Consider the following 15,086-nt stretch of genomic DNA (forward strand, 5'->3'; position numbering starts at 1 on the left):
CCGCCCGTTCACCCCCCGGCCGCTCACCGCCTCCGACCGTCACCGCCCGACCGCACCCGCGACCACCGTGCCACCGCACCCGCAAGTACCGCGCCACCGGATCCGCCGACGCCCCACCGGGCCACCGGCGACCCCGATCCGCCCACCCTCCGCAACCCGGGGCAGCCCTACCCGCGCACGCCCCGCACCGATCCGAAAGGTGCCGTCGCCGATGAGCCCCACCGGTTCCGAGCGCGCCCGGCTGCGCGCCCTGGAGGCCCGGCTGCTGCTGCGTCCCGAGGTCGCCGACTGCGCAGTGCTGCCGGTCGAGCGCGCCGACGGCCGCCGCGGCCTGCTGGCCTACCTGGTGCCCGCCGCCGACACCGACCCCGCCGCGCTGCGCCGCCGGGCCACCGCCGCCCTGCTGGACGCCGACCCGGGCACCGAGGTGCACCTCCTGGACGGCATCGTCCGGACCGCGCTGGGCGAGCCCGACCGCGCCGCCCTCGCCGCCGCCGCGGCCCGGCCGCCGGCCGCTCCCGGGCCCGTGCTCCGCCACCTGCGCGAACTCACTCCGCACTGGCGGCCGTTCGGTGCCATCGGCACAGCCGTCGGCGCCACCCCGGGCGGCTCGACGGCCGCTCCCGAGGGGGCCGCTCCCGAGGGGGCCGCTCCCGACGGGGCCGCTCCCGAGGAGCCCGGAGCCGAGGAGCCCGGGACCGAGGCGGTCGGCGCCCCGCTGCCCGAGCCCGCGCCGGACGCGCCGCGCACCCTGCCCGCGGCCCTGCTGCGCGCCGCCGAGCGGCACCCGGACCGCGGCCTGCACCTGGTCCGGCCCGACGGCGGGGCGACCAGGCTGACCTACCGCCGGCTGCTGGAGCGGGCCCGGGAGGCCCTCGCCCTGCTGACCGCCGCCGGGTTGCGGGCGGGCGACCGGGTGATCCTCCAGGTGCCGGACCCGGAGGGCTACTTCACCACGCTGTGGGCCTGTCTGCTGGGCGGGGTGCAGCCGGTCACGGTGGCCCGTCCGCCGGCGTACGACCAGCCCAACCCCGTCCTGGAGAAGCTCTGGCACGCCTGGCAGACCCTGGCGGAGCCGCCGGTGCTCGCGGGCGGTCCGGCCGTGGCGGGCCTGGCCCGGCTCGGAGAGCTGTACCCGGCGCCCGGCCTGCGGGTCATCGCGGTGGACCGGCCCGTCGACGGCGCCGCCGCAGCAGCCGGCGCGGGCGCGGGCGCGGGGGCCGAGCACGTCCCGGACCCCGGCGACGTGGCGATCCTCCAGCTCTCCTCCGGCAGCACCGGCCGCTCCAAGGCGGTGCAGATCACCCATCGCGGCATCCTGGAGTACGTGGCCGGCGCGGTCGCCCAGGGCACCCTGCCCGAGGACGTCACCGTCAACTGGCTTCCGCTGGACCACGTCGCCGGGCTGCTGATGTTCCACCTGCGCGACGTGGTGCTGGCCGCCGACCAGGTGCAGGTGCCCACCGAGCTGGTGCTCGCCGACCCGCTGGTCTGGCTGGACACCCTGGAGCGCTACCGGGGCGCGCACTCCTGGTCGCCCAACTTCGGCTACCGGCTGGTCGCCGAGGCGGTGCGGGCGGCCGGCCCCGGCCGGCACTGGGACCTCTCCTCGGTCAAGTCCCTGATCAACGCGGGGGAGCAGTGCACCGAGGCGGTGCTGGACGAGTTCCTGGCCGCCACCGGCCCGTTCGGCGTCCGGGCGGAGCACGTGCTGCTCGGCTGGGGCATGGCCGAGACCTGCACCGTCATCACCTACAAGCGCTACCACGAGGACGGCGCCCGCCGCCTGGTGCGCACCGACTCGCTGACCGGCCGGCTGGAGCCCGCCGACCCGGACTCCCCGGAGCGCGGCACCGCGTTCCTCAGCATGGGCAGCCCCGCCCCCGGCACCCGGATGCGGGTGGCGGGCGAGGACGGCCGGGCCCTGCCCGAGCACCGGGTCGGCCGGCTCCAGGTTAACTCCGGCCGGGTGACGCCGGGTTACCTGAACAACCCGGCCGCCGACGGCGAGGCCTTCGTCGGCGGCGGCTGGTTCGACACCGGGGACCTCGCCTTCCTGGCCGACGGCGAGGTGGTGCTCACCGGCCGTCGCAAGGAGATCATCATCGTCAACGGGGTGCACCACTTCTGCCACGAACTGGAGGACGTGGTCGCCTCGGTGGCGGGGGTGCGCTCCGGGCACGTCGCCGCCTTCGGAGTCCCGGACGAACGCACCGGTACCGAGCAGCTGGTGATCGCCTACGTGCCGAACGACCCGGACGCCCCCGCCGCCCCGGTGGCCGCCGAGGTCCGCCAGGTGCTGGCCGCCCGACGCCAGCCGGCCCCCGCCCTGGTGCTGCCGGTGCCGGCGGCCGAGTTCCCGCGCACCACCAGCGGCAAGATCCAGCGCACCGCCCTGCGCGGACGCCTGCTCGACGGCCGGCTCGACGAGCACATCGTGGCGCTCGACCTGGCGGAGGCCAACGCCCGGACCGTTCCCGACTGCGTGCGCCGGACCGTCTGGGAGCCCCGCCCGGCGCCGGACGCCCCCGAGGCCGCTGAGAATGTCGACGTTTCCGCGATTTCCGCGCCCGCGGGGCCGACCCTGCTGCTCGGCCCGGCCGGCCCCGGCAGCCTCGCCGAGGCACTGGCCGCCGCCCTGCCGGGGGCCGTCCTGGTGGCGCAGCCGCCGACCGCCGACCCCGCGCAGTGGCGGCGGGCGCTCGGCGCCGAACGCCCCGGGCGGGTGGTCCACCTCTGGGGCGCGGACGGCGGGCCCGCCGCGCCGTCGGACGGCGTACCGCCGGACGAAGCCCTGCTCGCCCTGCTGCGGGCCCTGGCCGACCGGCCGCCGACCGGCGAGCTGGTCACCGTCAGTGCCGGACTGCACGCCGTACTGCCCGGTGAACTCCCAACGCCGGCAGCGGCGTTGACGGCGGCGCTGACCGCCGGGGCGAGGGCCGAGCAGCTGGTGCCCGCCGCCCGGCACATCGACCTGCCGGCCGGCCCGCCGCCCGCCGAGCAGGCCGCCGCCCTGCTCGCCCTGCTGGCCGAGCCCCGACCGGAGCCGGAGAGCGCCTGGCGCCGGGACCGCCCCTGGGTGCCCCGGCTCGGACCGGTCGAACCCGGCACCGAGGCCGCCGACGCCGACGGCTGCTCGCTGCTCTCCTCCGGCGCCCGCTACCTGGTCACCGGCGGCCTCGGCGGGATCGCCGCCGAGCTGCTGCCCGGCCTGCTGCGCGACCACGGCTCCCGACTGCTGCTGATCGGCCGCACCGACCTGGACGCGCCCACCGCCGAGGCGGCCGAACGCCGCGCAGCGCTGCACCGGCTGTCCGGCTACGGCGGCCGGGTCGACTACCGCCGCGCCGACGTGACGGACCGCGAGCAGCTGGCCGCCGTGGTCGCCGAGGCCGAACGGGACTGGGGAGCACCGCTGGACGGCGTGCTCCACCTGGCCGGCGCCTACCGGATCGCCCTGCTCTCCGGCACCGGCCCGGCGGACTGGCGGGAGGCGGTGCGCGCCAAGACCACCGGTACGGACCACCTCGTCGAACTCGTCCGGCAGCGCCCCGGCGCCCAGTTCGTCGGCTTCTCCTCGATGGTCGGCCTCCAGGAGGCCGTCGGCTCCACCGCGTACGCCGCCGCCAACCGCTACCTGGAGACCGCGGTCGAACGGCTGCACCGGGAGACCGGCACCCCGGCCTGGACGATCTCCTGGGGCCTGTGGAGCCGGGTCGGCATGAACCGTGCCACCGACCACGAACAGGCCTCCGCCGCCCGGGGCATCGCCGTGCTGAGCGCCGCGTACGGCCGCCGACTGGCCGCGCTGCTGCTGTCCGGCGCCCCCGGCCGCTGGTACGCCGGGCCCGACCCGAGCGCCCCCGCCGCGCGCCGCCACCTGCTGGCCACCGCGCCCCGGCCGGTCGCGGAGGCGCCCACCGGCCGTACGGACGAGCACCGGCCCCCGCAGCCGACCGCCGCCCGGGCCGCCGTCACGGACCCCGCCGCCCGGAACGCCCCCGCCGCCACCGAGCTGCGCCGGACCGTCCTGGACGCCTTCGAGACGGTCCTCGACGCCCCGCTCGACCCGGCCCGCCCGCTGACCGAACTCGGCATCGGCTCCCTCCAGTTGATGCGGGTGCACGGCGCCCTCAGCGCGGTCCTGCCGACGCCCCCAGCACCCACCGAACTGTTCCGGCACCCCACCGTGGACGCCCTGATCGCCCACCTGACCGAGGCCCCCGAGCCGGCCCCGGCCACCGCCACCGGGGCAGCGGGCGGGGCCCCGACCGGCGACGACCGCCGGATCGCCGTCGTCGGCCTGGCCCTGCGCTTCCCCGGCGCCGACACCCCCGAGCAGTACTGGCGCAACATCGTCGACGGCGTCCGCAGCACCACCCGGTTCACCGAGCAGGAGCTGGCGGCGGCCGGACTGCGCCCCGAGGAGTACCGGCACCCCGACTTCGTCCCGGTGACCGGGGCGCTGCCGGACACCGACCGCTTCGACGCCGAGGCCTTCGGCATCAGCGGCACCGAGGCCGCGCTGATGGACCCCCAGCAGCGCCTGCTGCTGGAGATCTGCCGGCAGGCCCTGGAGGACGGCGGCTACGACGCCCCCGACCCGCACCGCCGGGTCGGCGTCTTCGCCGGCACCGGGATGACCCTGTACGCGCTGCGCACCTACTACCAGCACACCCTGGCCGGCACGGCCGACCCGGCCCAGCCGGTGTCCGCGCTGCAGACCGCGATCGGCAACCAGGCCGACTTCGCCGCCACCCGGGTCGCCTACCGGCTGGGCCTGACCGGCCCGGCGATCGGCGTTCAGACCGCCTGCTCCACCTCGCTGGTCGCGGTGCACCTGGCGGCGCAGTCGCTGCTCGCCGGGGACTGCGACCTGGCCCTCGCCGGGGCCGCCGCCCTGCACATCCCGCAGGCCGCCGGATACCGCTACGAGGAGGGGTCGATCCTCTCGCCCGACGGCGAGTGCCGGGCCTTCGACGCGGAGGCCGCCGGCACCGTCGGCGGCAACGGCGTCGCGGCCGTGCTGCTCAAGCGGCTGGACCGGGCACTGGCCGACGGCGACACCGTGCACGGCGTGATCCTCGCCTCCGCCGTCAACAACGACGGCGGGCTCAAGGTCGGCTACACCGCGCCCAGCGTGGACGGGCAGGCCGCCGTGATCGGCCGGGCCCTCGACCTGGCCGGAGTGCCGGCCGAGAGCGTCGGCTACGTCGAGGCGCACGGCACCGGCACCCCGCTGGGCGACCCGATCGAGTTCCGGGCCCTGGCCCAGGCGTTCCGGGCCCGGACGCAGGCCGCCGACTTCTGCTCGCTCGGCTCGGTCAAGCCCAACATCGGCCACCTGGACACCTGCGCCGGAATGGCCGGACTGATCAAGGCCCTGCTGGTGCTGCGGCACGGCACCGTCCCGCCGCTGGTCAACTTCGACCGCCCCAACCCGGCGCTGGAGCTCGCCGGGAGCCCGTTCCGGCTCTCCGCCGAGCGCCGCGACTGGCCGGCCGGCGCCACCCCGCGCCGGGCCGGGGTCAGCGCCCTGGGCGTCGGCGGCACCAACGCCCACCTGGTGCTGGAGCAGGCCCCGGCGGCGTCCGTGCCCGCCGCCGCCGACGGCCCCCGGCAGGCGGCGCCGACCGTCCTGCCGCTGTCCGCCCGGACGGAACAGGGCCTGACCGCCCTGGCCGGACTCCTGCGCGACCGCCTCGCCGCCGGACCGGCACCCGCCCCCGGCGACCTGCCGCTCACCCTGGGCGGCGGCCGCCGCGCCCTGCGCCACCGGCTCGCCGTCACCGGCGCCGGTCCGGCCGAGCTGCTCCGCGGCCTGGAGGCCCACCTGGCGGGCCGCGGCCCGGCCACCGCACCGGTGCGCCGCGAGGCCCCGCGCGGCGACGTCCGGCCGGTGCTGCTCTTCACCGGCCAGGGCGCCCAGTACCGGGGCATGGCCGCCGAGCTCCACCGCGCCTTCCCGGTGTTCCGGGCCGTGCTGGAGGAGTGCGACCGGCTGCACCGCGAGGCCTGGGACGAACCGCTGCTGCCGCTGCTGCTCGACCCCGTGCCCGAAGGCGGCGCCGACGACTGGACCACCGAGGCCGCGCAGCCCGCGCTGTTCGCCCTGCAAGCGGCCCAGCTGCGGCTCTGGCAGGAGCTGGGGCTGCGCCCCGCCGCGGTCGCCGGGCACAGCGCCGGCGAGTACGCGGCCTTCCACGCCGCCGGCGCCCTCGACCTCGCCGACGGGATGTTCCTCACGGCGCTGCGCGGCCGGCTGATGCACCGGGCCACCGCTCCCGGCGCCATGACGGCGGTGATGGCCGGTCCGCGGCGGCTCGCCGAACTCGCCGACTGGCTGCCCGGGGTGGAAGTCGCCGTGGTCAACGGCGCCGGACAGTGCGTGCTGTCCGGCCCACCCCGCGACATCGCGGCCGCCGAGGCCGTCCTGGCCGCCGAGGGCGTGACCACCGAACGGCTCGCCGCCGACCGGGCGTTCCACTCCCGGCTGCTCGACCCGGTGCTCGAACCGTTCCGCGAGCAGCTCGCCCGGCTGCGGCTGCGGCCGCTGACCGTACCGCTGGTGAGCAACCTGGGCGGCGAGGTGCTGGCCCCCGGTACCGTGCCCACGCCCGACTACTTCGTCCGGCAGACCCGGGAGAGCGCCCGCTTCGACCAGGTGCTCGCCGCCCTGGACGGCCAGGGCCACGAGCTGTTCCTGGAGCTCGGCCCGCACCCGACGCTCACCGGCATGGGCCGCCGGGAGCTGCCGCACCGCCACTTCGTGGCCGGTGCCCGGCGCGGCGCCCCGCAGGAGCCGCAGTTCGACGCCGCGGCCGGCGCGCTGTGGTCCCACGGCGTCCCGATCGACTGGGCGCGGTTCGCCGCCGCCCGCGACTGGCCGGACGGCCCGGCCCGCCGGGTGCCCCTGCCGACCACCGTCTACCAACGCCGCCGCCACTGGTTCACCGCCCCCGACCGGCCGACCACCGAGGACCCCGCCATGCACCAGGCACCGCCGCCCCAGCCGACCGCCCCGGAGCCCGCCGTCCCCGCCCCCGCCGTCCCGGCCGCCGCCGCGAGCCCCGAGCAGCTCGCCGAGGAGGCGGTGCTGCGCCGGGTGCTGGAACAGACGGCCCGGCAGCTGGGCCACGACGAGGGGGCGGTCGGCGCCGACGACCCCTTCTTCGACCTGGGCGCCGACTCGCTCGGGATGATCAACATGATCCGGGACCTGGAGCGCGCCTTCCGGGTGCGGATCTCGATGCGCGAGCTGTTCGAGGCGGCGGACACCCCGGCCCGGCTGGCGGGGCTGATCGCCGACCGGCTGGAGCCGGACGTCCGGGACGCGCTGCAGCCGGCGGCCGCGCCGGAGCCGGTCGCGGTGCCCGAGCCGGTCGCGGCCCCGGCGCCCGAGCCGGTCGCGGCCCTGGCGTCCCGGGCGGCCGAGCCCGTCCTTCCGGTACCGGCTGCGCCCGTGCCCGCCGCACTGCCCACTGCGCCCGTCCCGAACGTTCCGCCCGCACCCCCGATCCCGGTCGCGTCCGCCCCGGTGACCGACGGCACCGGCCTGATCGAGCGCCAGCTCGCGCTCCTCGGCCAGTTCTCCGACCTGATGCGCGACCAGCTCGGCCTGCTGGCCGGTACGGGTACGGCGACGGCGACCGCGCCGGTGCCGCCCGCGCCCCTTCCGGCGGCGGCCCCCGTCGCCGCCCTGCCCTCGGCCGTAGCTCCCGCCCGCGCCCCGGCCACCCCCGTTCCCGCAGCCGCCCCCGCGCCCGCCGCCCCGCAGGTGCACGGCCCCCGGGTGACCGTCGCCCGCGAGTCCGGCATGGCCGCCGGCGGCCTGACCGAGCAGCAGCGCGCCCACGTGGACGGGCTGGTCGCCCGCTTCACCGCCCGCACCGCCGCCTCCAAGGCGGTCACCCGCCGTCACCGCCGCACCCTGGCGGACAGCCGCGCCGTGGTCGGCTTCCGCTCCTCGACCAAGGAGATGCTCTACCCGCTGGCCGCCCGTCGGGCCCGGGGCTCCCGGCTGGAGGACCTCGACGGCAACACGTACGTCGACATCACCATGGGCTTCGGCGTCCTGCTCTTCGGCCACGACCCGGAGTTCGTCGCCGAGGCCGTCCGCGAGCACCTGGCCGGCGGGCTGCGGCTGGGCCCGCGCGGCCCGGAGACCGGGGAGGCCGCCGAGCTGCTGGCCGAGCTGACCGGCACCGAACGGGTCGCCTTCGCCAACTCCGGCACCGAGGCGAACGCCGGGGCGATCCGGCTCGCCCGCGCCTTCACCGGCCGGGACAAGATCGTCATGTTCGAGGGCTCCTACCACGGCCACTTCGACCACACCCTGGGCCGGACCGTCGGCCACGGCGCCGACCGGGAGACCGTCCCGGTGTCGAGCGGCATCCCCGGCAGCGCGGTCGCCGACCTGATCGTGCTGCGGTACGGCGATCCGCAGAGCCTCCAGGTCATCGAGGAGCTCGGCGACCGGATCGCCGCCGTGCTGGTCGAGCCGGTGCAGAGCCGCCACCCGGGGCGCCAGCCGGCCGAGTTCGTCCGCTCGCTGCGCGAACTGACCGCCCGCCGCGGCATCGTGCTGCTCTTCGACCAGATGCTCACCGGCTTCCGGCCCCACCTGCGCGGCGCCGAGGGCTTCTGGGGCGTGACCCCGGACCTCTCCACCTACGGCAAGGTGCTCGGCGGCGGCTACCCGATCGGCGCGATCGCCGGGCGGGCCGACATCCTGGACGGGATCGACGGCGGCCACTGGGACTACGGGGACGACAGCTACCCGCCGAAGGACACCACCTTCTTCGGCGGCACCTACATCCAGCACCCGCTGGCGATGACCGCGGCCGGCGCCGTGCTGCGCCACCTCAAGGAGGCCGGCCCCGGCCTCCAGGAGCGGCTGAACGCCCGCACCGACGAACTGGCCGCGACCCTCAACGGGTTCTTCGAGGAGGAGGAGTTCCCGCTCCGGCTGGCCCACTTCGGCTCGCTGTTCCGGTTCGAGCCGCGGGCCGACGTGGAGCTGTTCTTCCCGGAGCTGCTGACCCGCGGGGTCTACGTCTGGGAGTGGCGCAACTTCTTCCTCTCCACCGCCCACACCGACGGCGACCTGGAGTTCGTGGTCGACGCCGTCCGGGAGTCGCTGCGCGGCCTGCGGCGCGGCGGCTTCTTCCCGGCCTCGCCCGGGGTGCGGCTGCCGGCCCCGCGCCCGGCGGCGGCCGAACCGCCGGTGCTCGCAACGGAATCCCGGACCGGCAGCGAGGCCGCGCCCGTTCCGTACCACCCGGTGAGCGACCCGCAGCGCCCGGTCGATTTCAGCCTCTACTTCTTCGGCGACTACCCCCTGGACTCTCCGGAGGACGAGAAGTACCGCATCGTCCTGGAGAGCGCCCGCTTCGCCGACCGGCACGACTTCCACGCCGTCTGGCTGCCGGAGCGGCACTTCCACTCCTTCGGCGGGATCTTCCCCAATCCCTCGGTGCTGGCCGCCGCGCTGGCCCGGGAGACCAGCCGGATCCGGCTCAACGCGGGCTGCGCGGTGCTGCCGCTGCACCACCCCGTCCGGGTGGCCGAGGAGTGGTCGGTGGTGGACAACCTGTCCGGCGGCCGGGTCGGCCTGGGCTGCGCGAGCGGCTGGCACCCCAACGACTTCCTGTTCTTCCCGGAGAACTACGGCGGCCACAAGGAGCTGATGCACCGCCAGATCGACACCGTCCGGGCGCTGTGGCGCGGCGAGCCCTACCGGGGCCGCAACGGCAACGGGGAGCCGATCGAGGTGACCCTGCACCCGCGCCCGTTGCAGGAGCAGCCGCCGATGTTCACCGCGATCGTCGGCAACCCGGACAGCTTCCGCGAGGCCGCCCGGCACGACCTCGGCGTGATCACCAACCTGATGACCCAGGACATCGCCCAACTCGCCGAGAACGTCGCCCTCTACCGGCGCACCCGGGCCGAGCACGGCCTGGACCCGGAGGCCGGCCGGGTGGTCGTCCTGGTCCACACCTACCTGGGCGCGGACCTCGCCACCGCCCGCGCGCAGGCCTACCGCCCGTTCTGCCACTACCTGCGCTCCTCGCTCTCGCTGTTCGGGCAGATGGCCAACAGCCTCGGCCTGACCCTGGACTTCGAGCACACCCGGGAGGAGGACCTGGAGTTCGTGCTGGAGCGCGCCTACGAGCGCTACTGCGCCTCGCGTGCCCTGATCGGCACCCCGGAGAGCGTCGGGTCGGTGCTCGCCGAGCTGCGGGCGGCCGGCGCGGACGAGATCGCCTGCTTCGTCGACTTCGGGCTCGCCCCCGACCTGGTGGCCGCCGGCCTGCCGCAGATCGACGCGCTGCGCCGCTCCACCGAGCGCGGCGCCGCGCTGTCCTACGCGCAGCAGCGGATGTGGTTCCTGCACCGGATGCTGCCCGACGCCGCCCAGTACAACGAGGTCAAGGCCGTCGAACTGGACGGCCCGCTGGACCCGGAGGCGCTCGACACCGCGCTGCGCGCGCTGGTGGAACGGCACGTCGGGCTGCGCACCGTCTTCCGGGAGCAGGACGGCGAACCGTTCCAGCAGGTGCTGCCGGCGCCGGACGGCCCGGTGCTGGAGCGGGTCCCGGTGCACGGGCCCGCCGAGGAGGCGGTGGCCGGGCTGGTCGCCGCCGAGGGCGCCCGCCGCTTCGACCTGGCCGAGGGCCCGCTGTTCCGCGCCGGGCTGCTGGAGACCGGGCCGGACCGGCACGTCCTGGTGCTGTCGATGCACCACATCGTGATCGACACCCTGTCCACCGTGGTGATCACCCGGGAACTGGGCGAGCTGTACCGGGCGGCCCGGGAGCAGCGGCCGCACCGGCTGCCCGCGCTCACCACCACCCCGGCCGCCGAAGCCGCCCGGGAGCGGGCCGCGGTGGCCGCCGGGGCGTACCAGGAGAGCCTCGACCACTGGCGCAAGGTGCTGGGCGGCGAGCTGCCGGTGCTGACCCTGCCCACCGACCGGCCCCGCCCCGCCGTACCGGACGGCCGCGGCCGCTCCCACGTCCGCCACCTGCCCGCCGAACTCTCGGCCGGCGTACGGGAGTTGGCTCGTGACCGGCGTTCGACCCTGTTCATGGTGCTGCTCACCGCCTTCGCCGGGGTGCTCCAGCGCTACAGCGGCCAGGACGAAGTGGTGCTGGGCACCCCGCTGGCCAACCGGGCGGACGGCACCGAGGACCTGGTCGGCTTCTTCGTCAACACGCTGGCGCTGCGGCTGGACCTCTCCGGCGAGCCGGACTTCGCCGAGGCGCTGGACCGGGTCCGCTCCGCCGCGCTGGACGGCTACGAGCACCAGCAGCTGCCCTTCGAGGTCCTGGTCCAGGAACTGAACCCGCAGCGGGACACCAGCCGCAACCCGCTCTTCCAGGTGATGGTTGAGTTCGAGAACCACGCGGTCTTCGAGCTGGACCTGCCCGGGGTGACGGCCCGTCCGCTGGACCACGTGGTCGACCGCTCCGCCTTCGACCTGGCGCTCTTCCTCACCAACCTCCCCGACGGCATCCGCTGCCACGTCGAGTACGCCGAGACCCTGTTCGACCGGGCCACGGTGGACCGGCTGTTCGACGCCTTCGAGCGGCTGCTGGCCGCCGCCGTCGCCGACCCGGCCCGACCGCTCGCCGAGCTGACGGCCGCCCCCGCCGACCCCGCCCTGGAGTGCGGACCGCAGGCCGAGCCGGCGCCCGCGCACCCGCTGGCCCGGGTGGCGGCCACCGTGGCCGACCGGCCGGAGGCCGTCGCGGTGGTCGCCGCCGACGGCACCGCGACCGACTACCGGACCCTGCACGCCAGGGCCGAGGAGCTGGCCCGCCGGCTGCTGGCCGCCGGGGTCCGCGAGGGCGACCGGGTGGCCGTGCTGCTGCCGCGCTCGGCGGACCAGGTGGCCGCGCTGCTGGCCGTGCTGCGGCTGGGCGCCGTCCTGGTGCCGATCGACCCGGTGCAGGGCGCGGAGCGCTGCCGGCTGATCGCCGCGGACAGCGCCCCGACCGTGCTGCTCACCGCCCGGGGCACCGACCTGATGGGCATCTCGCTGCCGACGGTCCACACGGACGCCGATGCCGACGCCGATGCCGACGCCGAGGCTGCGCCCGGTGTGCTGGAACTGCCGCCGCTGCCCGTCCCCTCCGCGCAGGCCGCCGCGTACCTGCTGTACACCTCCGGCTCCACCGGCCGGCCCAAGGGCGTGCTGATGCACACCCTCGCCCTGGCCTCGTTCCTGGTCTGGAACGTCGCCGACCACCCGGCCGCCCGCACCCTGCAGTACGCCTCCTGCGGCTTCGACGTCAGCGTCCAGGAGGTGCTGACCACGCTGGCCGGCGGCGGCACCCTGCTGCTGATCGAGGAGGAGACCCGGTACGACATCACCGCGCTGGCCGCCGTCGTCCGCGCCACCCGGGCCGAGCGGCTGCACCTGCCGTACACCCCGCTGGCCGCGCTGGTCGAGGCCCTCGGCGACGAACCCGTGCCGCACCTGCGCGAACTGATCCAGGGCGGCGAGCAGTTGCTGCTCACCCCCGCCCTGCGCGCCTTCCTGGCCCGCAACCCCGGCTGCGGGCTGGTCAACCACTACGGCCCCACCGAGACCCACGGGGTCACCTCCGGCCGGATCGACCCGGACGGCCCGGACCACGCCTCGATCGGCCGCCCGGCACCGGGGAACCGGATCGTGCTGCTGGACGCCGTCGGGCGGCCCGTCCCGGCCGGAGCGGTCGGCGAGATCCACGCGATCGGCGTCCAGGTCGGGCTCGGCTACCACGGCCGGCCGCAGGAGACCGCCGCCGTCTTCACCGACACCCCGGAGGGCCGCCGCTACCGCACCGGCGACCTCGGCCGGTGGCGGCCGGACGGCACCCTGGAGTACCTCGGCCGGGCCGACCGACAGGTCAAGGTGCGGGGCTACCGGGTCGAGCCCGGCGAGGTCGAGACCGTGCTGCGGAGCGTCCCGGGCGTGCGCGGCGCGGCCGTGACCGGACGCCGCACCCCGGCCGGCACCACGCTGGCCGGGTACGTGCGGTGCGCGGCCGCCGACCTGCCCCGGGTCCGCGACCAGCTGGCCGACCTGCTGCCCGAGCACATGGTGCCGGGGCTCTGGGCCGCCGTCGAGGCGCTGCCGTTCAACCTCAACGGCAAGCTCGACACCGCCGCCCTGCCGGAACCGCTGCCGCTGGGCGCCGGACTGGCCGCCGTCGCCCCGGCCACCGAACTGGAGCGCACCGTGCAACGGCTGTGGGAGGAGGAACTCGGCCGCCCCGCGGGCGTGGAGACCTCCTTCTTCGACCTCGGCGGCCACTCGCTGGCCGCCACCCGGCTGCTGAACCGGGTCCGCGAGGCCACCGGGCTGCGGATCGGTGTGCTGGACTTCTTCCGCCGGCCCACCGTCCGCGCGATGGCCGCCCACCTGCCGGCCGCCCAGGATCGCCCGGCCCCGGCCTACGAGGAGGGCACGCTGTGACCGCCCCCGGCCCCGCCCCCGGCCCCGCCCCCGGCCCCGCCGCTCCCGCGTCCACCGCCGAGGACGGCTGGGACCGCCTGGTCCGGCTGCTCGACGAGCGCGGGATCGTGCTGCGCACCACCGGCGAGCGGCTCGGCTACCTCGCCCCGCCCGGCGCGCTGGACGAGGAGGCCGCCGGACTCGTCCGGGCGCACCGGGAACGGCTGCTGGCCGTCCTGACCGGCTCCGGCGCGGCGCTCGCCGCCGCGCCGGCCGGACTGGCCCAGCGCCGGCTGTACGGGATGCACGGCCGCTCCGCCGACCCGGCGGTGTGGAACATCACCCAGCGCATCACCCTGCGCGGGCCGCTCGACCCCGAGCGGCTGGCCGCCGCCCTCACGGCGCTGAGCGAGCGCCACGAGAGCCTGCGGACCCGCTACCAGCACACCGACCTCGGCCTGCTCCAGCAGGTGCGGCCGAACACCCCGGTGGAGCTGCCGGTCGAGGACCTGCGCACGCTCGCCCCCGCCGCCCAGGACGCGGCGCTCGCCGGGGCCACCCGGGCCGAGGGCGCCCTGCCGTTCGACCTGGACGGCGACCGACTGCTGCGGGCCCGGCTGCTGCGCACGGGCCGGGACGTCTGGGTGCTGCTGCTGTCGCTCCACCACATCGTGGTCGACGGCTGGTCGCTGGCCACCCTGCTGGCCGACCTGGGCGCGCTGTACCGCCGGGACGGCGCTCCGCTGCCGGACCCCGGCCGGATGACCGACCACGCCTGCTGGGAGCGGACCGTGGTCACGCCGGCCGCCGTCACCGAGGCCCTCGACCACTGGGCCCACGTCCTGGGGGACACCCCGCCGGCCGTGGACCTGCCCACCGACCGGCCCCGCCCCGAGCAGCGCTCCGGGCGCGGCGGCACCCTCGCCTTCCGCGTCCCGACGGCGCTGGCCGAGGCGGTGGCTCGCTGCGCCGCCGGGCGCTCCACCACCGCCTCGGCGGTGCTGCTGGCCGGCTACGCCCGGCTGCTCGGCGAGCTGACCGGTGCGGCGGAGACCCTGGTGGTGCTCTCGTACGCCAACCGCACCCGGCCGGTGGACGAGCAGGTCGTCGGCCTGCTCACCACCGGCCTGCCGATCCGGCTGCCCACCCGCCCGCCGGGCGGGTTCGGGGTGTCGGTGGACACGGCGGCCAGGGCGGTGGCCACCGCCCTGGACCACGCCACGGTGCCCTTCGGCCAGCTGATCGAGCCGCTGCGCGAGCGCGGCGTCCGGCTGCCGGCCGGGTACCCGCAGGTCCTGCTCGCGGTGCAGAGCACCCCGGCGATCGCCCTCGACCTCCCCGGTCTGGCCGTCGAGGTCGAGGACGTGCCGGGCCCGTCCACCCGCGCCGACCTCTCCGTGCTCCTCACCCCGGACGCGGACGGCTACGCGGGCCTGGCCGAGTACGACGCCGACCTGTTCGACGAGGAGACGGTGCGGTCCTGGCTGGAGCGAATGGTGGCGGGCCTGGCCCGGGAGCTGACGGACTGACCGTTCCGGCCGACCGCCCGGCGTCGACCCGCGCCCCGGCGGTCGGCTGGAACTCCGGCATGTCGGACCAGCTCCCGCTCTGTGTACGGAACATGGCGCAGAGTTGGACCGGA

Annotated in this window: 2 protein-coding genes; both read left to right on the top strand. The window is 76.8% G+C overall.

The annotated features are described in order from the left end of the window. The first annotated feature begins 211 nt into the window (after positions 1-211). A complete protein-coding gene (locus tag ACZ58X_RS11415) occupies positions 212-13,465 on the top strand; it encodes a MupA/Atu3671 family FMN-dependent luciferase-like monooxygenase (RefSeq protein ID WP_470333441.1) in 13,254 nt (4,417 codons plus the stop codon). After that, entirely contained in the window at positions 13,462-14,973 is a 1,512-nt protein-coding gene (locus ACZ58X_RS11420; RefSeq protein WP_470333442.1) for a condensation domain-containing protein, read from the top strand. The genes ACZ58X_RS11415 and ACZ58X_RS11420 overlap by 4 nt, the downstream gene beginning before the upstream one ends. Positions 14,974-15,086 lie beyond the last annotated feature (113 nt).

It is taken from the genome of Kitasatospora sp. NPDC040550, assembly GCF_055594965.1.

Coding starts and splice junctions, on each gene's coding strand:
- ACZ58X_RS11415 (WP_470333441.1), top strand. CDS start 212: ATGAGCCCCACCGGTTCCGAGCGCGCCCGGCTGCGCGCCCTGGAGGCC.